At 61.5% G+C, this 25,835-nt stretch carries 21 protein-coding genes; 12 read left to right on the top strand and 9 right to left on the bottom strand.

What is annotated here, in order from left to right:
* Positions 1-48: 48 nt before the first annotated feature.
* Positions 49-1,839 carry an aspartate--tRNA ligase gene (gene aspS, locus BS630_RS02790; protein WP_077976290.1) on the bottom strand — a complete coding sequence of 597 codons (1,791 nt, stop codon included), beginning with the start codon at positions 1,837-1,839 and terminating at the stop codon, positions 49-51.
* 254 nt (positions 1,840-2,093) lie between these two features.
* Here aspS and BS630_RS02780 point away from each other — a divergent pair, with 254 nt between their 5' ends.
* From BS630_RS02780 to BS630_RS02765, 4 genes are all read left to right on the top strand, one after another.
* Positions 2,094-3,485: a multicopper oxidase family protein gene (locus BS630_RS02780; RefSeq protein WP_077976177.1), complete on the top strand. Its 1,392-nt coding sequence runs from the start codon at positions 2,094-2,096 to the stop codon at positions 3,483-3,485.
* Between the two features lie 152 nt (positions 3,486-3,637).
* On the top strand, positions 3,638-4,783 hold the full coding sequence (gene rnd, locus BS630_RS02775) for a ribonuclease D (RefSeq protein WP_027665291.1): 1,146 nt from the start codon (positions 3,638-3,640) through the stop codon (positions 4,781-4,783).
* Between the two features lie 150 nt (positions 4,784-4,933).
* On the top strand, positions 4,934-5,995 hold the full coding sequence (locus BS630_RS02770; RefSeq protein WP_077976176.1) for an adenylate/guanylate cyclase domain-containing protein: 1,062 nt from the start codon (positions 4,934-4,936) through the stop codon (positions 5,993-5,995).
* A gap of 106 nt (positions 5,996-6,101) precedes the next feature.
* The gene (locus tag BS630_RS02765) at positions 6,102-7,460 is read left to right on the top strand and encodes an esterase-like activity of phytase family protein (RefSeq protein WP_077976175.1); all 1,359 of its coding nucleotides are present in this window, start codon (positions 6,102-6,104) and stop codon (positions 7,458-7,460) included.
* 272 nt (positions 7,461-7,732) lie between these two features.
* Here the strand turns inward: BS630_RS02765 and ppx are convergent, their stop codons facing one another.
* The 4 genes from ppx to BS630_RS02745 all read right to left on the bottom strand — a co-directional run bounded on the left by ppx (position 7,733) and on the right by BS630_RS02745 (position 13,364).
* Positions 7,733-9,250 carry an exopolyphosphatase gene (gene ppx / locus BS630_RS02760; RefSeq protein ID WP_077976174.1) on the bottom strand — a complete coding sequence of 506 codons (1,518 nt, stop codon included), beginning with the start codon at positions 9,248-9,250 and terminating at the stop codon, positions 7,733-7,735.
* Between the two features lie 12 nt (positions 9,251-9,262).
* Positions 9,263-11,467 carry an RNA degradosome polyphosphate kinase gene (locus tag BS630_RS02755; protein WP_077976173.1) on the bottom strand — a complete coding sequence of 735 codons (2,205 nt, stop codon included), beginning with the start codon at positions 11,465-11,467 and terminating at the stop codon, positions 9,263-9,265.
* 66 nt (positions 11,468-11,533) lie between these two features.
* On the bottom strand, positions 11,534-12,247 hold the full coding sequence (hdaA, locus tag BS630_RS02750) for a DnaA regulatory inactivator HdaA (protein ID WP_077976172.1): 714 nt from the start codon (positions 12,245-12,247) through the stop codon (positions 11,534-11,536).
* Positions 12,240-13,364 carry an AI-2E family transporter gene (locus BS630_RS02745; protein ID WP_017959846.1) on the bottom strand — a complete coding sequence of 375 codons (1,125 nt, stop codon included), beginning with the start codon at positions 13,362-13,364 and terminating at the stop codon, positions 12,240-12,242. Before BS630_RS02745 ends, hdaA begins: the two co-directional genes overlap by 8 nt.
* 245 nt (positions 13,365-13,609) lie before the next feature.
* Between BS630_RS02745 and purM the strand changes: the two genes are divergently transcribed.
* The gene (gene purM / locus BS630_RS02740; protein ID WP_077976171.1) at positions 13,610-14,683 is read left to right on the top strand and encodes a phosphoribosylformylglycinamidine cyclo-ligase; all 1,074 of its coding nucleotides are present in this window, start codon (positions 13,610-13,612) and stop codon (positions 14,681-14,683) included.
* Complete coding sequence (gene purN, locus BS630_RS02735) at positions 14,680-15,351, top strand: phosphoribosylglycinamide formyltransferase (RefSeq protein ID WP_077976170.1); 672 nt, start codon at positions 14,680-14,682, stop codon at positions 15,349-15,351. Before purM ends, purN begins: the two co-directional genes overlap by 4 nt.
* Here purN and BS630_RS02730 read toward each other — a convergent pair.
* Positions 15,348-16,517, bottom strand: a complete 1,170-nt coding sequence (locus tag BS630_RS02730; RefSeq protein ID WP_077976169.1) for an alpha-D-ribose 1-methylphosphonate 5-triphosphate diphosphatase — start codon at positions 16,515-16,517, stop codon at positions 15,348-15,350. The genes purN and BS630_RS02730 overlap by 4 nt on opposite strands.
* A gap of 180 nt (positions 16,518-16,697) precedes the next feature.
* On the opposite strand from BS630_RS02730, the gene BS630_RS02725 reads away from it, so the two are divergent.
* Together BS630_RS02725 and BS630_RS02720 are read left to right on the top strand one after the other, a co-directional pair.
* Positions 16,698-16,937: a type II toxin-antitoxin system Phd/YefM family antitoxin gene (locus BS630_RS02725; RefSeq protein WP_017959842.1), complete on the top strand. Its 240-nt coding sequence runs from the start codon at positions 16,698-16,700 to the stop codon at positions 16,935-16,937.
* Positions 16,937-17,341, top strand: a complete 405-nt coding sequence (locus tag BS630_RS02720; protein WP_025393995.1) for a type II toxin-antitoxin system VapC family toxin — start codon at positions 16,937-16,939, stop codon at positions 17,339-17,341. The genes BS630_RS02725 and BS630_RS02720 overlap by 1 nt, the downstream gene beginning before the upstream one ends.
* Positions 17,342-17,608: 267 nt before the next feature.
* Here the strand turns inward: BS630_RS02720 and BS630_RS02705 are convergent, their stop codons facing one another.
* On the bottom strand, positions 17,609-18,199 hold the full coding sequence (locus BS630_RS02705; RefSeq protein WP_025393994.1) for an NUDIX domain-containing protein: 591 nt from the start codon (positions 18,197-18,199) through the stop codon (positions 17,609-17,611).
* On the bottom strand, positions 18,196-20,400 hold the full coding sequence (locus BS630_RS02700; protein WP_025393993.1) for a molybdopterin-containing oxidoreductase family protein: 2,205 nt from the start codon (positions 20,398-20,400) through the stop codon (positions 18,196-18,198). The genes BS630_RS02705 and BS630_RS02700 overlap by 4 nt, the downstream gene beginning before the upstream one ends.
* Positions 20,401-20,416: 16 nt before the next feature.
* On the opposite strand from BS630_RS02700, the gene BS630_RS02695 reads away from it, so the two are divergent.
* Positions 20,417-21,286 carry a 23S rRNA (adenine(2030)-N(6))-methyltransferase RlmJ gene (locus tag BS630_RS02695; protein ID WP_077976168.1) on the top strand — a complete coding sequence of 290 codons (870 nt, stop codon included), beginning with the start codon at positions 20,417-20,419 and terminating at the stop codon, positions 21,284-21,286.
* 59 nt (positions 21,287-21,345) lie between these two features.
* Positions 21,346-21,942: a glutathione S-transferase gene (locus BS630_RS02690; protein ID WP_077976167.1), complete on the top strand. Its 597-nt coding sequence runs from the start codon at positions 21,346-21,348 to the stop codon at positions 21,940-21,942.
* Between the two features lie 76 nt (positions 21,943-22,018).
* Here BS630_RS02690 and BS630_RS02685 read toward each other — a convergent pair whose 3' ends face one another.
* Positions 22,019-22,654: an outer membrane protein gene (locus tag BS630_RS02685; protein ID WP_003547106.1), complete on the bottom strand. Its 636-nt coding sequence runs from the start codon at positions 22,652-22,654 to the stop codon at positions 22,019-22,021.
* 365 nt (positions 22,655-23,019) lie between these two features.
* On the opposite strand from BS630_RS02685, the gene BS630_RS02680 reads away from it, so the two are divergent.
* Both BS630_RS02680 and uvrC read left to right on the top strand, forming a co-directional pair.
* Positions 23,020-23,787, top strand: a complete 768-nt coding sequence (locus BS630_RS02680) for an SDR family oxidoreductase (RefSeq protein WP_077976166.1) — start codon at positions 23,020-23,022, stop codon at positions 23,785-23,787.
* Entirely contained in the window at positions 23,784-25,826 is a 2,043-nt protein-coding gene (gene uvrC / locus BS630_RS02675) for an excinuclease ABC subunit UvrC (RefSeq protein WP_077976165.1), read from the top strand. The genes BS630_RS02680 and uvrC overlap by 4 nt, the downstream gene beginning before the upstream one ends.
* Positions 25,827-25,835: the final 9 nt, after the last annotated feature.

Here is a 25,835-nt window from a genome sequence, read left to right as displayed (position 1 = left end):
AGAAAAGCCCGGCGATTGCCGGGCTTTTGCATTCGGGATCAGGCGATCTCAATCTTTCTTGACGGGCGGGATCGGCCGGATCGACAGCTCGCGCAGCTGCGTCGGCGCTGCCGGGCTCGGCGCGCCCATCAGCAGGTCCTGGGCCTGCTGGTTCATCGGGAACAGCGAGATTTCGCGCAGGTTCTTCGCGCCGACGAGCAGCATGACGATACGGTCGATACCGAAGGCGGCGCCACCATGCGGGGGGGCGCCATACTGGAAGGCGCGGTAGAGGCCGCCGAAACGATCCTCGACATCCTGCTGGCTGAGGCCGACCTTCTCGAAGGCGGCGACCATGGTTTCCGGTGACTGGTTACGGATCGAGCCCGAGGCGATTTCGAAGCCGTTGCAGACGGCGTCGTACTGGAACGCCTTGATGGTCAGCGGATCCTGGTTCTGAAGCGCGTCGAGGCCGCCCTGCGGCATCGAGAATGGATTGTGGGCGAAATCGACCTTCTTTTCTTCCTCGCTCCATTCGAAGAACGGGAAGTCGACGATCCAGCAGAGTTCGAAACGGTCGCGATCGACAAGGTTCAGCTCTTCGCCGGCCTTGGTGCGGGCTTCACCGGCAAACTTGTAGAACTTCGCCGGATCGCCTGCAACGAAGAAGCAGGCGTCACCGTCATCGAGGCCGAGCTGGGTCCGGATCGCGTCGGTGCGCTCCTCGCCGATGTTCTTTGCCAGCGGGCCGGCGCCCTCGAGCTTGTCACCTTCCTTGCGCCAGAAGATGTAACCGAGGCCAGGCTGACCCGTCGACTGCGCCCAGGCATTCATGCGATCGCAGAACGCTCTGGAACCACCGGTCTTGGCCGGAATCGCCCAGATCTCGACCTTCGGGTTGGAGGCGATCATGCCTGCGAAAACCTTGAAGCCGGAGCCGGCGAAATGTTCGGTGACCGCTTCCATGACGATCGGGTTGCGCAGATCGGGCTTGTCGGAGCCATATTTGCGGATCGCCTCGTCATAGGGGATGCGCGGCCATTCCTTGGTGACCGGCTTGCCTTCGGCGAATTCCTCGAAGATCGAGGTCATCAGCGGACCCATCGTGTCCCAGACGTCTTCCTGGGTGACGAAGCTCATTTCCAGGTCGAGCTGGTAGAATTCGCCCGGCAGGCGATCAGCACGCGGGTCTTCGTCGCGGAAGCAGGGCGCGATCTGGAAGTAGCGGTCGAAGCCGGCAACCATCAGCAGCTGCTTGTACAGCTGCGGCGCCTGCGGCAAGGCATAGAAAGTGCCGGGATGGATGCGCGACGGCACGAGGAAGTCGCGCGCGCCTTCCGGCGAGGAGGCCGTCAGGATCGGGGTCGTATATTCGGTAAAGCCGACATTGCCCATTTCGCGGCGCATGGCCGAGATGACCTGGGTGCGCTTGACGATGTTCTTGTGCAGCGTTTCGCGGCGAAGATCGAGGAAACGATACTTCAGGCGGACGTCTTCGGGATAGTCCGGCTCGCCGAAGACCGGCAGCGGCAATTCCTTGGCGGCGGAGAGGGCTTCGATCTCCTGTGCGTAAAGCTCGATCTCGCCGGTCGCCATGGTCTTGTTGACGGTGTCTTCGGTGCGGGCCTTGACGAGGCCATCAATGCGGATGACCCATTCGCCACGCACGGTTTCCGCCATCTTGAAGGCCGGGCTATCGGGATCGGCAACGACCTGGGTGATGCCGTAATGGTCGCGAAGATCGATGAAGAGAACGCCGCCATGGTCGCGAACGCGGTGAACCCAGCCGGAGATACGGACGGTCGAGCCGACATCCGACTTGCGGAGGGCGGCGCATGTGTGGCTGCGATAGCGATGCATGATCTCAAATCCTGGCATGTGGCTTAAGACGGCAGCAAGGGTTCCAAGACCCTCAAGCGCCGACAAGAAAATCGGGCGGAAAAGCGCATGGACGCTCCGATTTGTCAAGGCTTGGCGCGCGCGGCCGAGCGTTTGACACGCGTTTATGGCGAGGCTGCGACCGGTATGCTGCGGCAGTTTGGCCGCGCTTCCCGTATTGCTGAAGCCGCCGGTCAACTTTAAAAGGATCGGCATTCTCACCGTGGAGCATCCGCATGCCTCTCCTTAGCCGACGCAACCTTTTGAAGGCATCCGCCGTTGCGGGCGCTTATGGCGTCGGCATCGGCATTGCCGGCAAATTCGGGTTTGCCGAGGCGGCTCCCGAGCCGCAGCAGCTGACGGCGGTGAAGACCGAAGCCATGCTGACTGCGGCAGGACCGACCAGGGATATCATGAGCTGGGGCCATGACGGCATGCCGCCGATTCTCAGGATGAGGAAGGGGCAGCCTTATGCGGCGCGTCTGAAAAACGGGCTCGACGAACCGACGACGATCCACTGGCACGGGCTTCGCATCGACAACCGCATGGACGGCGTGCCGTTCATGACGCAGCCTTACGTCTATACCGGCGACAGCTTCGACTATGCCTTCACGCCGCCCGATGCCGGCACCTTCTGGTACCATCCGCATTGCAACACGCTGACGCAGATGGGGCATGGGATGACAGGCGTCATCGTCGTCGAAGATCCGGCCGATCCGCAATTCGATACCGAGGTGGTGCTGAACCTGCGCGACTGGCGGCTCGGCGGCAAGGGACAATTCATCGCCCCCTTCCGGCCGCGCGACGCTGCCAAGACCGGCACCTACGGCACGGTGCGCACCGCCAACTGGCACCAGGAGCCGCGATATGACGCGCCGGCCGGCGGGCTGGTGCGGCTGCGCATTGCCGTCACCGACGTGACGCGGATCTTCTCGCTGAAGATGGAAGGCGCCGACGCCACCGTGATTGCGATCGACGGCAATCCGGTGCCGAAGCGTTTTTCCCTCGACCTCCTGCAGATCGGACCGGGTCAAAGGCTCGATCTTGCCGTGCGCATGCCTGATGGTGAAGGCGCAGTCGCGACGCTGGAGGATATCCGCGGCACGGCGCCGAAGACGATCGCCAGCCTGCGCGCGATCGGATCGTCGTTGAAGCGCGCCATCGGCGATCTTGGGCCGCTTGTCGACAACCCCGTCCCGAAGGCCGATCTAACCGCTGCCGAGCAGATCCCACTGGTGCTGAGCGCCACTGCCGAGAATGCTAGAGCCGAAAGCATCTGCGGCACGCTCGGCTACAGTTTCTGGGCCATCAACAAGATGCCGTGGCCGGGCGACACGCCTGATCCGACGGCGCCGCTTGCGGAATTGAAGCTCGGCAAGAGCTATGTCTTCAATCTGGAGAATACCACGCCGCATGCCCATCCGATCCATCTGCATGGGATGAGCTTCACGGTGATCTCCTCCTCGACGCGGAAGGTGATGCCGCTCACCTCTGATACCTATCTCATTCAGCCGGACGAGAAAGTGCAGCTTGCCTTCGTCGCCGACAATCCCGGCGACTGGCTGCTGCATTGCCATATCATCGAGCACCAGAAGACGGGAATGACGAGCTATCTCAGGGTAAGCTGAGAAAGCCTGCACTTTCACCGCGATTGCCGCCGTGCCTCAGTTTGGACGTGATTCTTAGCCAGCAATGCTCGAAGCGTATGCTGTTGTATTGACATATCGAACCGAAAGGAGAAGGAAGGTTTAACCGACCTTTTCCTTGCGAATGAAATGATATGATCGAAACCACCGCCGATTTGGCGGCCGCCTGCAAAGAGCTGGCCAAGTCCGACTTCATCACCATCGACACCGAATTCCTGCGCGAAACGACTTTCTGGCCGGAGCTCTGCCTGATCCAAATGGCAAGCCCGACGACGGAAGTCCTCGTCGACCCGCTGGCCAAGGGCATCGATCTCGCCCCCTTCTTCGAGCTGATGGCCGATACGAAGGTGCTGAAGGTCTTTCATGCAGCCCGCCAGGACATCGAAATCATCTTCAATCGCGGCAATCTCATTCCGCATCCGATCTTCGACACGCAGGTCGCCGCAATGGTCTGCGGCTTCGGCGACAGCGTCTCCTATGACCAGTTGGTCAGCCGCATCAAGAACGTCCATATCGACAAGTCGTCGCGCTTCACTGACTGGAGCCGCCGGCCGCTCTCGGACAAACAGCTGGATTATGCGCTGGCCGACGTCACCCACCTGCGCGACGTCTACCTGTCGCTGAAGGCGGAACTCGAACGCGAAGGCCGCACCTCTTGGCTCTCCGAGGAAATGGACGTTCTCGAGTCGCGCGAAACCTACGACATGCATCCAGACGATGCCTGGCAGCGCCTGAAGATGCGTCTGCGCAAGCCGCAGGAGCTGGCGATCCTGAAATATGTCGCCGCATGGCGCGAACGCGAGGCGCGGGCCCGCAACGTGCCGCGTTCGCGGGTGCTGAAGGATGATGCGATCTACGAGATCGCCCAGCAACAGCCCAAGGATACCGAGGCGCTCGGCCGTCTGCGCACCATTCCGAAGGGTTGGGAGCGCTCGACTTCCGGCGCCGCGGTTATCGAGGCCGTCAACACCGCTCTTGCTCTTCCGAAGGCCGATATGCCGCATGTGCCACGCCAGGCGCAGGCGCCCGAAGGGGCCGCTGCTGCCGTTGAATTGTTGAAGGTTCTGCTGAAGCTGATTTCGGAAAAACACGGCGTGGCGCCGAAGGTGATCGCCAATAGCGAAGATCTCGACAGGATCGCCGCCGAGGGCGAGAAGGCCGAAGTCGCTGCCCTGCACGGCTGGCGGCGCGATCTTTTCGGCGAGCCGGCACTGCAATTGATCCAAGGCGCGATCGCTCTGCGCTTCGTCGACCGGAAGGTCGAAACCGTCAGCCTCTGAGGCGACTGCATCACGCCTTAAATCGGCATCGATTTAAGGCGTGATGCAGTCATTCAAAGTGCTACAGCGGCGCTGTAATTTCGAATTCGCTTGACGGTTTTTTCCGGCCTGAAACAATGGCGGGAAGAAACATCACGGCGCAGAGGCGGCATGCGGGAAATATCTCCGACACAGAATTGGATCCTGATCACGATCGTCCTTGCGGCCAGCGGCGTCATCTATGATCTGATGTTCTATTCCAATCAGACGCCGATCGTCGGGGCGATCTTCGCGCTCTTCATCGGCATGCCGATCCTCGCTTTCGAGCGCAAGGTGCTGTTTCGAGCACTCTACAGGCGCATCCAGAAGCTGCCGACTTTCGCCTTCATCGTCACCGAGCTGCTGATCTACGAAATCCTGATGAGCATCGGCTTTGCCTGCGCCGGCCTGCTGCTTTGGTGGCTCGGCATGGTGAAGCCGGTGTCGCTCCTCGACCTCGTCATCATGCCGTTCGAGGTCTTCCTCTATGCGCTTGCGGTCTGCACGATGTTGATCTTCGTCTTGCGCGTGCGGGAACTGCTTGGTCGTGAAGTTTTCCTCAGCATGCTCATCAGCCGCTACCGCAATCCGGTCAGGGAGGAGCGCGTCTTCCTGTTCATCGACCTCGTCGATTCGACGGCTTTTGCCGAAAAGCACGGCGACCTCAGGGCGCAACAACTGCTGAGCTCGCTGTTTGCGACCTTCGCCGAGCCCGTCAGGCGTCACAAGGGCATGATCAACGACTATGTCGGCGATGCTGCGATCATCACCTGGCCACTTGCCCGCGGCGTCAAGGATGCGCGTTGCGTGCGCTGCATCTTCGATATCCTCGCCGATATCGACGCCAATGCCGCTGGCTGGCGAAAGAATTACGGGCAGGTGCCGAAGCTCCGCGCCGCCCTCCATGGCGGCGAGATCATCACTGCCGAAATCGGCGTCGACCATCACAAGATCAGCTATTTCGGCGATACGGTGAACACCACCGCCCGGCTGGAGACGCTCTGCCGCAGTCTGAACCGATCGGTGCTGATCTCCAGCGAGCTTGCCCGGCGCATGGATTTTCCCGACGACATCACTTGCGAGGATCTCGGCACCCATGCCGTCAAGGGGCGCGGCCAGGCACTCGGCGTCATGGCGCTTTCCTCGCGCGCGGTCACCGTGCTGAACACGCCGGCGGTCATTCTGCACGGCTGAGCACGGTCTTGACCTCACGTCACCAAAGCTTCACCCAACCGTCAATTCGCTGACACGGAAGCCCTGCTAAGCGGAAGGCCTTTGCAATCCGCTCCACGGGGATATTATGAAGAACGTCCTTATTGCTTCCGTATCGCTTTTGATCCTGGTCGCGGGCTCCGCTTCGGCCGACCAGCAGCAGTTCCCGGCCAAGCTCGCCGGCCAGGCGATCCTGCCCGCCAATACCATGGTTCCGGCGCCGGCCGATGCCCCCGAATTCCTCAAGCATTCCGGCAAGTTTACGACGCCGGACCGCAAGCGCACTGAAGCGCTCGGCACCGTCCCCGGTAAGGACGGCGCCCGCGTCACCGATCTGAAGCTTCCCTTCGACGGCCAGCCGATCCAGGGTTTCTCCGGCGTCAAGACGATGGCCGACGGCACTTTCTGGACGCTCTCCGACAACGGTTTCGGCTCGAAGTCCAATTCGTCGGACTCCATGCTCTTCCTGCACCAGATGAAGTTCGACTGGGCCGGCAACAAGGCTGAAGTCGTCAAGAACCTCTTTCTCTCCGATCCGAACAAGATTGCTCCGTTCCCGATCGTTCTCGAAGGCACCGGCACGCGTTATCTCACCGGCGCCGACTTCGACATCGAATCGATCCAGCCGGTTGCCGACGGCTTTTGGCTCGGCGACGAATTCGGTCCCTACATCCTGAAGTTCGACATGTCAGGCCGCCTCACCGACGTCATCCCGACGACGCTCGACGGCAAGCCGGTGCTTTCGCCCGACAATCCGCTTCTCTCGGTTCCGGCCAACCCGGCCGCCAAGATGCCGGTCTTTAATCTGAAGCGCTCCGGCGGCTTCGAGGGCCTTGCCATGTCCAAGGACGGCGCCAAGCTCTACGGCCTGCTCGAAGGCGCCATCTACAAGGATGACGGCACGGTGGAAACCATCGACGGCCACACCGCCATTCGCGTCATCGAATTCGACGTCGCGTCGAAGAAGTGGACCGGCCGCAGCTGGTTCTATCCGTTCGAAGACAAGGGTGTGTCGATCGGCGACTTCAACATGCTCGACGACACGACCGCTCTCGTCATCGAGCGCGATAACGGCGCCGGCACGGCAGACAAGGCCTGCGCCGATCCGAAGCAGCCGAAGCCGGATTGCTTCGAAGCTCCGGCCGTGCTGAAGCGCGTCTACAAGATCGAGTTCAACGATGCCAATGTCGGCAAGTCCGTCCGCAAGATCGGCTATATCGACCTCCTCAACATCCACGACCCCGACAACAAGAAGAGGGCCGGCAGCAAGGACGGCGCCTACGACATGCCGTTCGTGACGATCGAAAACGTCGACCGCGTCGACGCCACACACATCATCATCGGCAACGACAACAACCTGCCCTTTTCGGCCGGCCGCGCCGCCGACAAGGCCGACAATAACGAGTTCAGCCTGATCGAGGTTGGCGAGTTCCTGAACGCGATGTAATTCGAGCGTGATGTGAGATAGAGAGGGCGGTGCGCAGGCGCCGCCTTTTTCGTTGACGCTGTGCCGTGTGTGCCCCCCTCTGCCCTGCCGGGCATCTCCCCCACAGGTGGGGAGATTGGCTGGGCGCAAGGGCTTCCCCAAACAATCAGCGATTCAACTCGGCTTGACGTTCAAGATGCGGGAAGGTCATGCCACTTGTGATCTCCCCACCTGGGGGGAGATGGCCGGCAGGCCAGAGGGGGCCTGCTCGGCACAACGGCCGCAAATCAGACCTACTCGAACCGAAACGCCAACCGCTTGTTCGTCAGCCTCGACAGCTGCTGTAGGCGGCCGTCCAGGCGTTCGCCGGCGAAGTCGCGATATTCGGGAGGCACGCCGAATTCGAGGTCGAGGTCCGGGCTCGAGGATTTGCGGAAGGTCAGGTTCTTGACGATGCCGGGCATCGAGGCCGAGAACAGGTAGACGACGCGCAGCATGCCGCCGAGCAGCTTCGCGCGCTCGATGAGCTGCGGCGCGGCGATCTGCGCCAGCGGGCCGGTGGCGCCGTCGTCATGCAGGCCTTCGAAACGGTAATAGTTGGAAAGCGCAATGAAAGCGCGGCCGGGATGACTGATGCCGACGAAGGAAGAGTGGGCGATGACGTTCAGCGCCTGCAGGCCGCGATAGTCAGGATGGGCGCGCCAGCTGATATCGGCCAGCAGACAGGCGGCCTGACGGTAGCGGCTTTCCTCGTCGGTTTCCTGGATGCCGAAAAGGGGCATCATGCGGCCGGTCCATTCCGCGAGCTCGCGGGCATGCTCCGGCGAACGCGCACGCAGGATCGCCAGTTCGCCGGCCGCGGCAAGCAGCGGATCCAGGCGGCGTTCGGACTCCGACAACAGCGAATAAAGATATCCCTCGCGCACACCCTGCGCCGAGAAGGAAATCACCGACGGCTTCATCGCGCTCAGGACTTCCTTCATGGCGATAGCGCCGAAGGGCAGCAGCGAACGACGGTGCTTGGAAACAACCTGCAGCGCCGGCTCCCGGGAATCGCGCGCGGTCAGCTGTTCGAGGAACAGCATCATCGCTTCGAAAGACACCTCATAACCCTGCATCATATGCAGCGGATAATGGGTGATTTCCATGTGCAGCTTGGCAATGTTTCGCCAGGTGCCACCGACGGCGTAGAAGGTGCGGCCCTCGCCTTTCGACAACAGCTTTGCCGTCTTCAGTTGCTTGCGGGCAAAGGTCTGGGCCTTGGAGAGCGAACCGCCGGCATATTCCGACAGGCGCAGGCCGCCGAGCGGCAGCGTGATGCCCTTGCCGAACTCCTTGCCCTTGATATCGATCAGTTCCAGTGAGCCGCCGCCGAGATCGCCGGCAATGCCGTCAGGGTTATAGAAACCGCTGATGATGCCGAGCGAAGCGAATTTCGCCTCCTCCTCACCCGAGAGCACGCGGACCTTGCGGTTCAGGATGGTTTCTGCCTGATGGATGAAATCGGGACCGTTGCTTGCCTCGCGCGCGGCCGCCGTTGCCAGCACATACATGGTGGCGGCGCGCGCCTGGTCGGATAGAGCCTTGAAACGGTGCAGCGCCGCCAGAGCCCGCGCGACGCTGTCTTCATCCATCTTGCCGGTAAGGGCGACACCCTTGCCGAGGCCGCAGAGGACCTTTTCATTGAAGAGGACGGTGGGCGAACGGGACATGCCTTCGTAGACGACAAGACGGATCGAATTCGATCCAATATCGACAACGGAGACCGGGGCGATCCCCGGAAGGCGCCCCTGGGCTTCAGATTCAACCATTTAGGTCCAGTATTACTTGTTGTTGCGGCCTTCGAGCAGGCCGGCGATCAGCTTCGGCGCACTGGACTTCAGAGCTTCACCACGGCCTGACAGGCTCGGATTGGTCATGAAATACTGCTGCGCATTGAACGGTTCTTCGCCCCTGCGCACTTCCATGCGACGCGACGTACCGTCGGGCAATATCTCGTAGCTTTGTTGATTGTCAATCACGTTGCCGAGCATAATCTGTGACAAGACCTGCTCGTGAACGGTCGGATTTGTCAACGGAACCATGGTTTCGACACGGCGATCGAGGTTTCTCGGCATCATGTCGGCCGAGCCGATATAAACCAGCGCCTTGTCGGACGGCAGACCGTGGCCGTTGCCGAAGCAGAAGATGCGGCTGTGTTCGAGGAAGCGGCCGACGATCGACTTGACGCGGATCTTTTCCGAAAGGCCGGGCACCTGGGGACGCAGGCAGCAGATGCCGCGCACGACAAGATCGATCTCGACGCCGGCATGGCTGGCGCGATAGAGCGCGTCGATGATGTCGGGATCGACAAGCGAATTCATCTTCATCCAGATCGCCGCCGGCGCACCGTTCCTGGCGTGCTGGACCTCTTCCTCAATGTGACGCAGGATGCGCGAGCGCATCGTATAGGGCGAGATCGCGAGCTGCATGCCCTGTTCCGGCTCGCCGTAGCCGGTGATGAAGTTGAAGATGTTCGCCATGTCGTGGGCGATGACGGGATTGCAGGTGAAGTAGGAGAGATCAGTATAGATCTTCGCGGTGATCGGGTGATAGTTGCCGGTGCCGAGATGGCAATAGGTGCGCAGTTTGCCATCCTCGCGACGGACGACCAGCGACATCTTGGCGTGGGTCTTGAGCTCGATGAAGCCGAAGACGACCTGGACGCCGGCGCGTTCGAGGTCGCGCGCCCAACGGATGTTTGCCTCTTCGTCAAAGCGGGCCTTGAGCTCGACCAGCGCCGTCACCGACTTGCCGGCCTCGGCGGCGTCGATCAGCGCGCGGACAATCGGGCTGTCGTTGGAGGTGCGGTAAAGCGTCTGCTTTATCGCCAGGACGTCAGGATCGCGCGCAGCCTGGAGAAGAAACTGGACCACCACGTCGAAAGATTCGTAGGGGTGATGGACGACCATGTCCTTTTCGCGGATGGCGGCGAAGCAATCGCCGGCGTGCTCGCGGACGCGCTCGGGAAATCGCGCATTGTAGGGGGCAAAACGCAGATCGTCGCGCGGCGCCTTGGTGATCTCCGACAGCGTGTTCAGCGCCAGAAGACCCGGCAGAACGGCGACGCGGTTGTCTGGGATGCTCAGCGCCTGGACAACGAACTGGCGCAGCGACGCCGGCATTTCCGAATCGGTCTCGATGCGGATGACCTTGCCGCGGCGGCGGCGTTTCAGCGCCGTTTCGAAGAAGCGGACGAGATCCTCGGCCTCTTCCTCGACTTCGATATCACTGTCGCGGATGACGCGGAACGTACCGGAGCCCTGCACCTCGTAACCCGGATAGAGCCGATGGATGAAAATGTTGGCGACGTCTTCCAGCGTGATGTAGCGGATTGTGTTTCCATCATCCGGCAAGCGGACGAAGCGGTCGAGCGCCACCGGCAGGCGCAGCAGCGCCGTCATCGGCTCGCGGCCGTTCTTGCTGACGAGCTGCAGACCGATCGAAAAGCCGAGATTCGGAATGAAGGGGAACGGATGGGCGGGATCGATCGACAGCGGCGTCAGCACCGGGAAGATCGCCTGTTCGAATTCGGCGGCCAGCCACTGGCGGTCGCCCTCGCTCAGGGCGCCGGGGCGCACGATCAGGATGTCTTCCTTGGCGAGATATTGTTGCAGCACGGCGAGCGAGGCCTGCTGCTCCATCTGCAGATGGTCGATCTCCTGCAGGATCGAGTCGAGCTGCTCGGCCGGCGTCTTGCCGTCCGGGCTGCGGATGGCGATATTCTGGCGTACCTGGCCCTCGAGGCCGGCGACACGCACCATGAAGAATTCATCGAGGTTGGCGGCCGAGATCGACAGGAAGCGGACACGCTCGAGCAGCGGATGCTCGGTATTCAGCGTTTCTTCGAGGACACGGCGGTTGAACTGCAGCCAGGAGAATTCTCTGTTGATGAAGCGCTCGGGGCTCTTGAGCAGCTCTTCCAGCGGAGGGGTGTTGTCGTTGATTTCCGGAGTGAGTTCCTGATGTTCTGCGACTGCACTATCCATGGTCCGCTTACCCCGTTTTCAATCGCCAAAGGCAATTATATCAGTTTGACGACGGAACTGTGACAGTCAATCGGCCGGTTCCGAATTTCCCAATTCATTCAATACTTCGGCAGCAAGAGACCGGGTAATTTTCGTGCCCCGCGACAGGGCCAGCCGGTCAAGCCTTTCGACGATTGTCTGGGCCGCGTTCAGCGACCGCTCCATCCGGTTCACGATATAAAGCACGAGTTTGTCATCTATATAAAGCTGCCGGTCGGCGAAGAGCTTGACGATCACCTGCGACAACAGCGCCTCATCGGGTTCGCCGATCTCGACGACGGTTGCCGCTTTCAGGCGCGAGCGCAGATCGGGCAACGAAACCGGCCACGACATCGGCCAGAGACGGCTGGTGATCAACAGGCTGGTGCCGTTTTCGCGCACGCTGTTGATGACGTGAAAGAGCGCATTGTCGTCGAAGCCGAGGCGGTCGGCGTCCTCGAACAGCACCGGGCCGGCGGCAGCGGCAACCGCCGCATCCGAGCCACGCTCGGGGTGGATGTCGACGGCGCCGCTCAATTCCCGCCAGATCCGGGCGAGATGCGATTTTCCCGAGCCGACGGGGCCGGCGAGCACGACCACCGGCGATGGCCATGCCGGCCAGGCATCGACGATCGAAACGGCGGCGGCGAGCCGCTCCGAGATCAGGAGGTCGTCGCGCCCGCTTGCGGCATCGTGCGAAAAGACCAGCGGCAGCTGCTCTCCGGCCTTGCGCTTCGGATCAGCGTTTTTCGCGTCACTCATTGGGAACTGATTTCGTCTTCCGGGCACTGCCACTCGGCGACCCGCCAAAATAAAGATCACTCTGAAGGTAGCGTGAAAGTGCGAAACGAACAAGGACGCCGACCGCCGCCGCCGCCGGCACGGCGACCAGAAGCCCGACGAAACCGAAGAGCGCGCCGAAGGCAAAGAGCGCGAACATCAGCCAGACCGGATGCAAGCCAACGCTGGAGCCGACGAGCTTCGGCTGCAGAATGTTACCTTCGAGGAACTGACCGCTGAAGAAGACGACGAGCACCAGGCCGATCCACGGATAATCCGGCCAGAACTGCACAAGCGCGACGCCGACCGCCAGCACGAGACCAACCATCGAGCCGACATAGGGAATGAAGCTGATCATGCCAGCGAAGAGGCCGATCAGCAGCCCGAAATTCAGCCCCACGAGAGAGAGGCCGACGGCATAATAAATGCCGAGGATGAGGCAGAGCGAGCCCTGGCCGCGGATGAAACCGGCGATTGCCTGGTCGATCTCCTTGGCGATCTGGCGGACATCGCTGACATAATCGCGCGGGATCCACTGATCGACCTTGGCGACCATGCGGTCCCAATCGAGCAGGATGTAGAAGGCGACGACGGGGGTGACCACGAGCAGCGATATGACGTCGACGATCGCCTTTCCGGAATTCCAGATCTGCGCAAAGAGCCCGGTGAGGAAGCCCATGCCCTCCGACAGGATGCCCGAGAGATTGTCCTTGATCGTGCCCACTTGGTTCTCAACCCAGTCCGGCAGCAGCGAATTCTGCGCCTGCGCGATGAACTGCTGTAATTGGCTGATATAACCCGGCAGACGTTGAGCGAAATCGTTGAATTGGCTGATCAGCACCGGAATGAGGATCATCAGCGCCAGCGCGAAGACGATCACGAAAGCGACGAGAATGCCGATGGTCGCCATCATGCGGCTCAGTCCCAGCCGCTGCAACCTGTCTGCCACCGGATCGAGGAAGTAGGCGATCGCCATGCCGGCGACGAAGGGCAGCAGGATCGAGCTGAAGACGTAGAGAAAGACGATGAAGAAGACGAGCACCACCAGCCAGAAGAAAATCTGACGTTTGAGACTATTGCCGCTGACTTGCTGTGGCATTGCTTCCCCGCTGATCGCTCGCCGCCGTCTGACGCCGCATCCGATCCGAAGCGGCCATTGAGCACATAGGATGCAGGCGCAAAGATGGTCAACCCTGTCGCGCCAAATCCCGGAAAGGCCGGAAGAAGACGCGGGAAATTGGGGGCTTTCGCCATGCAGCGCTTGCATAAAAGCCCCTGTCATGCAATTGCGACCGGCAGATGACGCGGCACGTTTGCCGCCTGAAATAGCCATCGGAGACCAGCATGAGCCAGTCTGGGAAAAACGGCCTGACATATAGCGATGCGGGCGTCGACATCGATGCCGGCAACCTGCTCGTCGAAAAGATCAAGCCGGCGGTGCGCTCGACCCGCCGTCCCGGCGCCGACGGCGAGATCGGCGGCTTCGGCGGGCTTTTCGATCTCAAAGCGGCAGGCTTTACCGACCCGGTTCTCGTCGCCGCCAATGACGGCGTCGGCACCAAGCTGAAGATCGCGATCGATGCCGACTATCACGACACCGTCGGCATCGACCTCGTCGCCATGTGCGTCAACGACCTCGTGGTGCAGGGCGCCGAGCCGCTGTTCTTCCTCGATTATTTCGCGACCGGCAAGCTCGACCCTGACCAAGGCGCGGCCATCGTCGGCGGCATTGCCGCCGGCTGCCGTGAGGCCGGCTGCGCGCTGATCGGCGGCGAGACGGCCGAAATGCCCGGCATGTATTCCTCCGGCGATTACGATCTCGCGGGCTTTGCCGTCGGTGCTGCCGAACGCGGCAAGCTGCTGCCATCAGGCGATATTGCCGAGGGTGACGTGATCCTCGGCCTCGCCTCCTCCGGCGTCCATTCCAACGGTTTCTCGCTGGTGCGCAAGATCGTCGAACTGTCCGGCCTCGATTGGGATGCACCGGCGCCGTTCACCGAAGACAAGAAGCTTGGCGAAGCCCTGCTCGAGCCGACCCGTATCTATGTGAAGCCGCTTCTGAAGGCGATCCGCGAGACCGGCGCCATTAAGGCGCTGGCGCACATCACCGGCGGCGGCTTCCCGGAAAATATTCCGCGCGTGCTGCCGAAGCACCTGGCGGCCGAGATCAATCTTGCCGTTGTCAAGGTGCCGCCGGTGTTTTCATGGCTCGCCAAGACGGGCGGCGTCGAATCCAAGGAAATGCTGCGCACCTTCAACTGCGGCGTCGGCATGATCGCCGTCGTCGCCGGTGAGAATGTTGCAGCGGTTTCCGCCGCACTCGAAGCCGAAGGCGAGACGGTTGTCACGCTCGGCCGCATGATCGCCCGTGACGAGGGCGCTGCCGGCACGGTCTACAAGGGCACGCTTGCCATATGAGCTCGCCGCGCAAACGCGCCGTCGTCTTCATATCAGGCAGCGGCTCCAACATGATGGCGCTCGTTGCGGCGGCAAAGGCAGCCGACTATCCGGCCGAGATCGTCGGGGTGATCTCCGACAAGACGGATGCCGGCGGGCTTGCCAAGGCGGCTGCCGAAGGCATCGCCACCTTCGCCTTTCCCCGCAAGGACTATGCCAGCAAGGACGCGCACGAAGCGGCGATCTTTTCGGCGCTCGACGAGCTTAAACCCGACATTCTCTGCCTGGCAGGCTATATGCGGCTGCTGACGGCGACATTCATCCAGCGTTACGAAGGCCGGATGCTCAATATCCACCCTTCCCTGCTGCCGCTGTTTCCCGGCCTGCATACACATCAGCGTGCGATCGACGCCGGCATGCGGATCGCCGGCTGCACGGTGCATTTCGTCACCGAAGGCATGGATGAGGGGCCGGTGATCGGCCAGGCGGCCGTACCGGTTCTTTCCGGCGACACGGCCGAAAGCCTTGCCGCACGTGTGCTCACCGTGGAGCACCAGATCTACCCGCAAGCGCTGCGGCTCTTTGCCGAGGGCCGCGTGATGATGGAAGCCGGCAGGGCCGTCGGTGCGGAGGCCTCGACCGCTGTGCCCAAGGCTCAGCTGATTTCACTGATCGGCGATCGCGCTTAAGCCGCGAGCGCCCGCAATGGATGCAGCGTGCCGTCGCTGTAGACGAAGCGGCCGGCGCGGAAGGTGGCGCGGATGCGATTGATATCACCCGGCTCGACCACGATCAGATCGGCGCGCTGACCGATGGCGATCTCGCCACGATCCGACAGGCCGGCCGAGCGGGCCGCATTGCCGGTCGCCATGGCAACGGCTGCCGGCAGGCCACCTTCCACCATATCGGCAAGCTTGAAGATGCCGGGCACGAAGGCGGCCGGATGATAATCGGCGGCGATGATGCTCAGCAGGCCGGCGCTTGCGGCATCGAGCGCGCTGAGATTGCCTGACATCGACTGGCCGCGCAGCGCGTTCGGCGCGCCCATCAACGTCCAGAGGCCACGACGGCGCGCCTCCTCCGCCGCAGGTGCGGTGACCGGAAACTCGCTGATGGTGACGCCGAGATTATGCATCTCGGCGACCTTTTCGACGCTGTCATCGTCATGGGAGGCAAGCGACAGCTTGTGCTTCAGCGACAGCGCGACAATCTCCTTCAGCTTGGCCTCGATGTCAGGATTGCTGCGCATGGCGATGCGCTTGGCAACGATCTCCGCCGCCATTTCCTCGGAGATGGCACGACGCTCGGAAATGCTGAGGATGTAGCTCTGCAAGTTGTTGTACTGGCCCTGGCCCGGCGTGTGATCGGTCAACGAGACCATGTCGATCTGATCGTCATTCAGCAGGCGCTCGAGTGCAGGGGCTGCACCGACATTGGTGATTTCGTAGCGGGCGTGGACACGGTGGTCGATCAGCAGATCGTCACGCAGGCGGTTGATGCCTTCGATCACCGCCGATGTCGTCTCCAGCGAGCGGACGTGGCCGTAGACGCTTTCGGTCGCGAAGGAGACGGCGGCAAACGCCGTCGTGACGCCGGCGGCAGCAAGTTTCTTGTCGAGTTCGTGGATGCCGAAATCGATCGGCATCGTCGCGTTCGGCCGCGGGGCAATCTCGCGCTCGATCATATCCCCGTGGAGATCGACGAAGCCCGGCATCAGCAGCCGCCCGCCGCCATCGATCACAGCACCTGCGACCGGCTCCGGCCTGATCTCGGCGATGGCGCCATCCTCAACACGCACGGAACCTTCACTCACCACCTCGTCTGGGAGAACGAGGGTGAAATTGCCGAGCCACATGGGCTTTCTCCTGACCGCATCCGATGATTGACAAACCGCAGCGCATAGAACCGCTTCGTGACAACTGCATGAAGAACTTCCAAACTTCTTACCCTTTCCGTTCTTGCTTTGCCATACTTGACCAATCAGTTGACCAAGTTTTGACATAACATTATATTAGAGACAAAGTGGACGGTGGCCATGACGATCAAAGTGAAAGTGGCAGAGGCAAAAACGCATCTCTCGGAGCTTCTGACAAAGGTGGAAGCAGGCGAAGATGTGGTGATATCACGCGGCAACAACGCGGTCGCCCGCATGATCAAGATCGATGACCGTCGCCAGAGGCTCGACGCCATCCGTGCACTCCGCAGCGAACGGGCAGAACGCGCCGGAGCAACCGCGGCTGAAATTCAAGCCTGGCGGCGCGAAGGCCAGCGCTGATGCCGTTCGTGGTTGATGCTTCTGTTGCGGCGGCTTGGTTGCTTACCGATGAGGAAAGCCGGACTGCCGAAGAAGCCTTGTCGTTTCTCGAAACGGAAGATGCCTTGGTGCCCGATCTCTTCTGGCATGAGATACGCAACATCCTGTTGACCGCGGAACGGCGGAAACGCATCTCCAACGAGGATGTGCTCGCTTGTCTCATGCGGCTCACCAGCCTGCCGCTGCGCACTGTCTTAAGCGAAGACCATCTTCCCATCTTACGACTTGCCGGAAAATATCAGCTATCGGCCTATGACGCCGCTTATCTGGCGCTTGCGGTCGCAGAGAACGTATCGCTTGCGACGCTGGACGCCAGATTGGAGCGTGCCGCGTCAGCGGAAAGTCTCACCTTCGGGCTGGGTTAGAGCCTTTCCTGGTCAGATTGCAGCATTCTGTTGGCTCAAACGGAGTCGGATGGTCAACCGGCCGGCGCGCGTCGTAGCCAAGCTCTACGGCCAAGCCGGCCGGTCGATCAGCCGGCCCGTTTCAGCCAACCCGAAGGGCCGGGCATCTTTCCGCCAGGATCAAAGGCGATCGGCTCGGACGTACCAAGAGGTATGCCCTTCGCCAATCGCCTCTGCCCTGACGAAAACCTGCTCCGGCAGAATGCTACAATCTGACCAGGAAAGGCTCTAAGAAAGCGTCTTCCTGTTCAACAGAGCCCATTGCAGAAGCACGATCGTCTTGACGTCGAAGATTTCGCCGGTTTCGATCATCGCTGCCGCCTCGTCGAGCGGGATCTCGAGAACTTCGATATCCTCATGTTCCTCGTCTAGGCCGCCGCCTTCGGCGACGCGATCGGCGGTGTCGACGAGGGCTGCAAAGAAATGCACGACCTCGGTGACGGCGCCCGGCGAGGTATAGGATTTGAACAGGAAGCGCGCATCGCGCAGGTGATAGCCGGTCTCCTCCATCGCCTCGCGACGGATCGCTGCTTCCGGATGGTCGTCGTCGAGAAGGCCGGCCGGCACCTCGATCATCCAGGCCGGATCGCCGTTGAGATGAACGGCGAGGCGGAATTGGCGGACGAGAACGACGAGGTCGCGCCTGGGATCATAAAGCAGGATGCAGGCGGCCGGTGTGCGGTGATAGACTTCCCGCTTCAACCGTTGGGTTGCGCCCTGGCGGTCGATATAGTCGAGCAGGTAGCTGCTCAGCCGCGTCCACCCATTCGACAGGGTTTCCTCGCCGGCGATCTTCACGCGTGATTTCGGCTGCATCATGCTGCGTCCCTGCGAAGCCAGACCTTGTTGTCGTGGACGGCCGCCCCGCCATAAGGCGCGACAGGGTCGGCGCCGGTCAAGACGTTGATGCCTTCGCCGTCGACATGCGCCTTGTTCGGCCAAAGCCCCTCGGCGATCAGCACGCCGGATTTGACTTCGGTGGTGATGCGGGCGTGGATGCGCAGATCGCCGCGGCTGTTGCCGATGCGCACAAGATCGCCCTGCGCGATGCCATTGGCTTCGGCATCGGCCGGATTGATCATCACTTCAGGGCGGCCTTCCTTCTGGCGGGAGGTCTTGGTCTCGGAAAAGCTCGAATTCAGGAAGTTGCGCGCTGGCGAGGTGGCGAGCCGGAAGGGATGTTCGGAATCGGCGACTTCAATGACATCGACCTGATCAGGGAAAGCCGGAAGCGCGGCATGCGGCCCGAGCGCGCCGATCGCCGCCGGTGGCTTGTTCGGCGCCGGCTGATTGATCCAGTCCGGGCGGAAATGGAACTTGCCATCCGGATGGGCAAAGCCGTTCAGGTAATGCGCTTCCTCGAAAGCCGGCTGGCGGTCGAACCATTTGTGTTCGAGGAAATGGTCGTAGCCCGGCAGGCCGCTCGATTCGAGGATGCGGTCGACCATCTCGCGGGCGGTGAAGCCGAAGCCGGGGCGATCGGCGACGCCGAGGCGTTTGGCCAGTTCCTCGATGACGAAGAGATTGGTGCGCACGGTTGGCGGCGGCTCGACCAGCTTCGGCCCCAGCAGGATATGGTTCTGGCCGCCGGCCCGATAGATATCGTCATGCTCGACGAACATCGTCGCCGGAATGACGATATCGGCGATCTCAGCCGTTTCGGTCATGAATTGCTCATGGACGGCGACGAAGAGATCATCGCGGGCGAAGCCGCGTCTGACGAGGCGCTGCTCGGGCGCGATGTTTGCGGGATTGGTGTTCTGGATCAGCATCGCCGTGACAGGGCCGCGGTGGCGCAGCGCCACGGCATCGCCGGTCAGCACGCGGCCGATCTGCGACTGGTCGAGCATGCGGATATCGGCATCCTTCATCGACCGGCCGGTCAGTTCGGCGCTGTTCATGCGGAAAATATCGCTGTTCGAATGGAAGGCGCCCCCGCCCTCATACTGCCAGGAACCGAGAACGGTGGCGATCGAGGCGGCCGCATGCATGGCGACCGCGCCATTGCGCTGACGGGTGAAGCCGTAACCCAGGCGGAAGAAGGTCTTCTTCGTCGTGCCGACGAGGCTGGCGAAGGCTTCGATCTCCTCGACCGAAAGGCCGGTGACAGCGGCGGCCCATTGCGGCGTCTTGGTTTTCAGATGCGCTTCGAGACCGGCGGGATCATCGGCATATCTCGCCATGTATTCGCGGTCGGCGTAACCGTCGCGGAAGGCGATGTGCATGACGGCGCAGGCGAGCGCGGCGTCGGTGCCCGGCCTGACGACAAGCGCCATGTCGGCCTGCTTCATCGTCGGATTGTCATAAATGTCGATGACGACGATCTTCGCGCCGCGCTCCTTGCGCGACTTGATGGCGTGAGTCATCACATTGACCTGGGTCGACACCGCGTTGGTGCCCCAGATGACGACGCAATCGGTGCGGCCCATCTCGCGCGGATCGGGACCGCGCAGCGTGCCGGTCGCCATGGTGAAGCCGGTCCAGGCGGGGTTGGTGCAGATCGAGGAGAAGAAGCCGGAGTAACGCTTGGCATGACGTAGGCGATCGATCGAATCGCGCTGCACCCAGCCCATGGTGCCGGCGTAAAAATAGGGCCAGATCGCCTCGCTGCCGTCCCTTGCCTCGGACTTCACAAAGGCTTCTGCGATCTCATCCAGCGCATCGTCCCAGGAAATCTGCTGCCACTGTCCTGCCCCCTTGGCGCCGGTGCGACGCAACGGATGCATCAGGCGGTCGGGATGGTAGAGCCGCTCGGCATAACGGGCGACCTTGGCGCAGATGACACCTGACGTGTAGGAGTGGTCATTGGCGCCGCGGACACGGCCGATGCGGCCATCCTCCGATATCTCGACCTCCAGCGCGCAGGTGGAGGGACAGTCATGCGGACAGGCCGTGTGGCCCACCCTGTTGTCCGGCTTTTCTGATTTGGCGTGGATGGGGGTCGCAATGTTCATGGCATTTGTATATTCCAAGGCTTGCACGGCCAAAAGCCACAAAAATTTCCCATGATGCGAATTCATACGGACATCAGCGAACATGAACTACCGCCACATCTATCACGCGGGCAACTTTGCCGATGTGCTGAAACATGTCGTGCTGGCGCGGCTGATCCGTTACATGCAGAAGAAGGATGGCGGGTTCCGCGTGCTCGACACGCATGCCGGCATCGGGCTCTACGACCTCTCCTTGGAAGAAGCGCAGAAAACCGGCGAATGGCTCGATGGCATCGGCAAGCTGATGGAGGCAGACTTCGGCCCTCAGGTCTCTGAACTGCTGGAGCCCTACCTCTCGGCCATCCGCGAACTCAATCCTGAGGGCGGCATCCGCTTCTATCCCGGCTCCCCGAAACTTGCGCGCATGCTGTTCCGACCGCAGGACCGGCTGTCGGCGATGGAACTGCATCCCGAGGACTATGTCAGGCTGCACCGGCTGTTCGAGGGTGATCACCATGCCCGCATCACCGAGCTTGACGGCTGGCTGGCGCTCGGCGCCCATCTGCCGCCGAAGGAGAAGCGCGGCATCGTGCTCGTCGATCCGCCCTTCGAGGAGGAGGACGAATATCAGCGGCTGGCCGAGGGACTGGAAAAGGCCTATCGGCGCTTTCCCGGCGGCACCTATTGCCTGTGGTATCCACTGAAGAAGGGCGCGCCGATCAAGGAGTTCCACGAGACCCTGCAGGCGCTCGACATCCCGAAAATGCTCTGCGCCGAACTCACCGTGCGCAGCGACCGCGGCATTACCGGACTGACGGGCTCAGGCCTCGTCATCGTCAACCCGCCCTTCACGCTGAAGGACGAGTTGCACCAATTGCTGCCCGCATTGAAGGATCATCTGGCGCAAGACCGTTTCGCCTCGCACCGCGCCTTCTGGCTGCGCGGCGAAAACAAGGCCGTCAAGGACGATTGACCAGCCAATCGCCTTCAGGAATAGTCCGCGCCGCAGTCTACAACCTCATCAGGTGTCCCATGAAGCTCCTTTGTTCGCCCGCCTCGCCCTATTCCAACAAGGTGCGGATGGCCGCGCATTTTCTGGGCCTGGAGTTGAACGCCATCCGGGTCGACACCAATACCGGACCGGCGATCCTGGTGGACAACAATCCGCTCGGTAAGATCCCGACGCTGCTGACCGATGACGAGGTCGCGATATATGACAGCGTGGCGATCATGCATTATTTCGACCGGCTGACGAAGGGCGGGCTCTACCCTTCCAAGAAGGGCAAGCGCACGGATGCGGAAATCCTCGAGGCGCTCTGCGACGGCATCTGCGACTGCCTGCTCGCGATCGTCTACGAGCGGCGCTTCCGCGACGAGGAAAAGGTTCACCAGCCGTGGATCGACCGGCAGTGGAAGAAGGCGACGAGCGGGCTCGCTCATCTCAGCGCCAATCCGCCGAAAACAGGCAAGAGGCTCAATGGCGGACATTTCGCGCTGGCCGCGACGCTCGATTATCTCGAGCTGCGCTTCAAGGACCAGTGGGAAGCCGATCATGCGCCGCTGATCGACTGGCAGCGGCAGTTCGACAAGAAATTCCCGGCCCATAGCGAGCTCAAGTCTGACGGTTGAGCTCTCGGAAACAACGAGATGACAGCAAAAAGCCGGGCGAGGTGCCCGGCTTTTCCATGTTCGGATATCAATCAGCTTAGAACTTGACGCCGATACCGAGCTTGACGCTGTTCTCGTCGTAACCGCGCGAGAAGCTGCCGGAGTCGAGGTCGTAGTCTTTGCTCTGGTAGTCGGTGTAGCGATATTCGAGGCGCGTCGTGATGTTGTTGGTCACGAAGGCTTCGACGCCGGCGCCGACCGTATAGCCGAAGTTCGTCTTGCTTTCATCCGAGGTGTCGTCGGAAACCTTGACGTCGCCGATGGCAAGACCGGCCGTGCCGTAGAGCAGGAAGGGGTTCATGTCGTAGCCGACGCGGCCACGGACGGAGCCGTTCCAGCCATACTTGTTCTCGACCCCGCCCGAGGAGACGTCGTCGCCGCTGTAGCCGAGATCGGATTCAACGCCGTAAACGATCTGGCCCTGCTGCCAGTTGTAGCCGGTGAAGACCTGGCCGCCGAAACCGTAGGTGTGGCGGTCGGAACCGAAGTCACCCATGTTATAGGTGCCGGCACCGCCGAGGTAGAAACCTTCCCAGTTGCCAGCCGGCTTGACCGGAGCTTCCTGGGCGACCGGTGCTTCCGGAACCTGGTCGACGGCATCGGCCGCCTGAGCTGCCGAGACGCCCGCAATTGCAAAAACGGAGGCCATGAGGCCAGCAATGAGTACACGCATACTTAGTCTCCTTTCAGTCCCGCGCCGCTTGTCAACTGTCTATCAGTGAAGCATTGGCGGGATATTGCCAGATGTCCCTTCCGGATCGAGACTGAAATTGGAACTGAAATGCGGATTTGAAAGAGCCAAATTGTGATATCATTGTGGCTGCCGGATGGCTGAAATTCGATGTTGCTTTGGCGCAACATACACTTCATTAACCCTACTGAAGTGTTAAACTGAAAATACTTATTTTAAGAAATCGTATTCTTAAATAATACATAGAATATCCCCTTCCCCGACGCAACCGCAACGACCTATTTATATAATCTCCGTCGGCCCCTATATAGTCTGCTGACAGACTCGCGGGATCAGAAGGCACGATTTTGAACCACAAAAGACTTCGCTCGGCCCTTATAACAGGGGCTGCTAAAAGAATAGGCCGGGCAATCGCCGAAGACCTTGCTGCAAATGGCTTTTCCGTTGCGATCCACGCGAACGGCTCCATCGGCGAGGCCGAAGAGCTGGTGACGGAATTGCGGCGGAAGGGACAAAGGGCGATCGCGCTGCAGGCTGACCTTAGCGATCTCGGCGAAACGGGCGCGTTGATCGCGAAGGCGGCGGAAGCGCTCGGGCCGCTCGATCTGCTCGTTAATAATGCGTCGGTCTTCCAGCATGATTCAGCGCGTAGTTTCAATGCCGCCACCTGGGCATTGCACTTCGACCTGCATGTCCGTGCCCCCTCTATCCTTGCGGCGGCCTTCGCGCAGCAGATGCCCGCTGACGCAGCGGGGCTGATCGTCAATATCATCGACCAGCGGGTTTGGGCGCTGAGGCCCAGCTTCTATTCCTATACCCTCTCCAAATCCGCGTTGTGGACGGCGACGCAGACGCTTGCACAGGCTTTGGCGCCGCGCATCCGCGTCAATGCCATCGGCCCCGGCCCCTCGATGCCGAGCGAGCGGCAGGCGATGGAGGACTTCCAAGCGCAGGTCTCAGCCCTTATCTTGCAGCGAGGGCCGGCGCTGGAGGAATTCGGACAAACGATTCGCTTCCTTTACGACACGCCCTCGATCACCGGCCAGATGATTGCCCTCGACGGCGGCCAGCACCTCGCCTGGCAGACGCCCGATGTGGCGGAGATTACGGAATGAACGGACGAAAGCTGCCGGATGGCGGCGTTCTCTACGACGAGACGGACGAGAGCGAAGACGATATCGAGGTGGAAGGCGACGCTTCCGTCGCCGCGCCGCTTACGGCGACGGTCGACTGGAATGCGGGTAGCCTCAATGAAACCGGGCTCCTCGGTGCGGACCTGATCGGCGAATTCGTCAAGCGGCTGCCGAACAGCCCCGGCGTCTACCGCATGTTCAACGCCGAAGGCGACGTGCTCTATGTCGGCAAGGCGCGCAGCCTGAAGAAACGCGTCAACAATTACGCCGTCGGCCGCGTGCATTCCAACCGCATCGCCCAGATGGTGCGCCAGACGGCGAACATGGAATTCGTGACGACGCGCACGGAAACCGAAGCGCTGCTTCTGGAAGCGAATCTGATCAAGCGCTTGCGGCCGCGCTTTAATGTGCTTTTGCGCGACGACAAGTCCTTTCCCTATATCCTCATCACCGGCGACCACCGGGCGCCTGCCATTTTCAAGCATCGCGGTGCGAGAGCGCGAAAGGGCGACTATTTCGGACCTTTTGCTTCGGCCGGCGCGGTCGGACGGACGATCAACTCGCTGCAGCGCGCCTTCCTGATCCGCACCTGCACCGACAGCGTCTTCGAAACGCGCACGCGACCCTGCCTGCTCTACCAGATCAAGCGCTGTTCCGGGCCGTGCACACATGAGGTTAGCGACGAGGGTTACGGCGAACTGGTGCAGGAGGCGAAGGACTTCCTGTCCGGCAAGAGCCAGAAGGTGAAGTCGCATATGGCCGAGGCCATGAACCAGGCGGCCGAGGACCTCGACTTCGAGCGGGCGGCGATCTATCGTGATCGCCTGGCGGCATTGTCGCATGTGCAGAGCCATCAGGGGATCAATCCGGCGGGCGTCGAGGAGGCTGACGTTTTCGCCATCCACCATGAAGGCGGCATCTCCTGCATCCAGGTGTTCTTCTTCCGCACCGGCCAGAACTGGGGCAACCGCGCCTATTTCCCGAAGGCCGATCCACAGCTTTCGAGCGCCGAGGTGCTGAACTCCTTCCTCGCGCAGTTCTACGACGACAAGCCGGTGCCGAAGCAGATCATGCTGTCACAGACGGTCGAGGAGTTGGAACTACTGGCCGCCGCACTCAGCGAAAAGGCCGGCCACAAGGTTTCCATCCTCGTGCCGCAGCGCGGCGAGAAGCGGGATCTGGTCGACCATGTCGTCGGCAATGCGCGCGAGGCGCATGGGCGAAAGCTTGCCGAGACGGCGTCGCAGTCGCGGCTGCTCGAAGGTTTCAAGGAGACCTTCGGGCTTGCCTATGCGCCGCAGCGCATCGAGATCTACGACAACTCGCATATCATGGGCACCAATGCCGTCGGCGGCATGGTGGTCGCGGGGCCGGAAGGTTTCGTCAAGAACCAGTACCGCAAGTTCAACATCAAATCGACCGACATCACGCCCGGCGACGACTTCGGCATGATGAAAGAGGTGATGACGCGGCGGTTCTCGCGGCTGATCAAGGAGGAAGGCATTCCTGACCGGACGGCGCAGGTGGCCACGCCCGATGCAGCCGACATGCCCTTCCCGACTTGGCCCGATGTGATCCTTATCGATGGAGGCCAGGGGCAGATGACGGCGGTGCGCGCCATCCTTGCCGAGCTCGGCATCACCGACAGCGTGACGGCGATAGGCATCGCCAAGGGCGTCGACCGCGATGCCGGGCGCGAACGTTTCTTCCCGGCCGGACGCGAGAGTTTCACGCTGCCGCCGCGCGATCCTGTGCTCTACTTCATCCAGCGCATGCGCGATGAGGCGCACCGTTTCGCGATCGGCTCGCACCGGGCGCGGCGCAAGAAGGAAATGATCAAGAACCCGCTCGACGAGATCGGCGGCATCGGCCCGTCGCGCAAACGCGCGCTGCTCCAGCATTTCGGTACGGCGAAGGCGGTTTCGCGCGCAGCCCTGTCCGACCTGATGGCGGTGGAAGGCATATCGGAAGCCGTCGCCAGGCAGGTCTATAACCATTTCCACGACGACGCCGCGAAATAACCGGCGTCC

It is taken from the genome of Rhizobium laguerreae, assembly GCF_002008165.1.
Taxonomy (GTDB): domain Bacteria; phylum Pseudomonadota; class Alphaproteobacteria; order Rhizobiales; family Rhizobiaceae; genus Rhizobium; species Rhizobium laguerreae.
Note: the sequence above shows the minus strand (reverse complement) of the source record. Positions and strands in the feature narration are given on the sequence as shown.

Coding starts and splice junctions, on each gene's coding strand:
- aspS (WP_077976290.1), bottom strand. CDS start 1,839: ATGCATCGCTATCGCAGCCACACATGCGCCGCCCTCCGCAAGTCGGAT.
- BS630_RS02780 (WP_077976177.1), top strand. CDS start 2,094: ATGCCTCTCCTTAGCCGACGCAACCTTTTGAAGGCATCCGCCGTTGCG.
- rnd (WP_027665291.1), top strand. CDS start 3,638: ATGATCGAAACCACCGCCGATTTGGCGGCCGCCTGCAAAGAGCTGGCC.
- BS630_RS02770 (WP_077976176.1), top strand. CDS start 4,934: ATGCGGGAAATATCTCCGACACAGAATTGGATCCTGATCACGATCGTC.
- BS630_RS02765 (WP_077976175.1), top strand. CDS start 6,102: ATGAAGAACGTCCTTATTGCTTCCGTATCGCTTTTGATCCTGGTCGCG.
- ppx (WP_077976174.1), bottom strand. CDS start 9,250: ATGGTTGAATCTGAAGCCCAGGGGCGCCTTCCGGGGATCGCCCCGGTC.
- BS630_RS02755 (WP_077976173.1), bottom strand. CDS start 11,467: ATGGATAGTGCAGTCGCAGAACATCAGGAACTCACTCCGGAAATCAAC.
- hdaA (WP_077976172.1), bottom strand. CDS start 12,247: ATGAGTGACGCGAAAAACGCTGATCCGAAGCGCAAGGCCGGAGAGCAG.
- BS630_RS02745 (WP_017959846.1), bottom strand. CDS start 13,364: ATGCCACAGCAAGTCAGCGGCAATAGTCTCAAACGTCAGATTTTCTTC.
- purM (WP_077976171.1), top strand. CDS start 13,610: ATGAGCCAGTCTGGGAAAAACGGCCTGACATATAGCGATGCGGGCGTC.
- purN (WP_077976170.1), top strand. CDS start 14,680: ATGAGCTCGCCGCGCAAACGCGCCGTCGTCTTCATATCAGGCAGCGGC.
- BS630_RS02730 (WP_077976169.1), bottom strand. CDS start 16,517: ATGTGGCTCGGCAATTTCACCCTCGTTCTCCCAGACGAGGTGGTGAGT.
- BS630_RS02725 (WP_017959842.1), top strand. CDS start 16,698: ATGACGATCAAAGTGAAAGTGGCAGAGGCAAAAACGCATCTCTCGGAG.
- BS630_RS02720 (WP_025393995.1), top strand. CDS start 16,937: ATGCCGTTCGTGGTTGATGCTTCTGTTGCGGCGGCTTGGTTGCTTACC.
- BS630_RS02705 (WP_025393994.1), bottom strand. CDS start 18,199: ATGATGCAGCCGAAATCACGCGTGAAGATCGCCGGCGAGGAAACCCTG.
- BS630_RS02700 (WP_025393993.1), bottom strand. CDS start 20,400: ATGAATTCGCATCATGGGAAATTTTTGTGGCTTTTGGCCGTGCAAGCC.
- BS630_RS02695 (WP_077976168.1), top strand. CDS start 20,417: ATGAACTACCGCCACATCTATCACGCGGGCAACTTTGCCGATGTGCTG.
- BS630_RS02690 (WP_077976167.1), top strand. CDS start 21,346: ATGAAGCTCCTTTGTTCGCCCGCCTCGCCCTATTCCAACAAGGTGCGG.
- BS630_RS02685 (WP_003547106.1), bottom strand. CDS start 22,654: ATGCGTGTACTCATTGCTGGCCTCATGGCCTCCGTTTTTGCAATTGCG.
- uvrC (WP_077976165.1), top strand. CDS start 23,784: ATGAACGGACGAAAGCTGCCGGATGGCGGCGTTCTCTACGACGAGACG.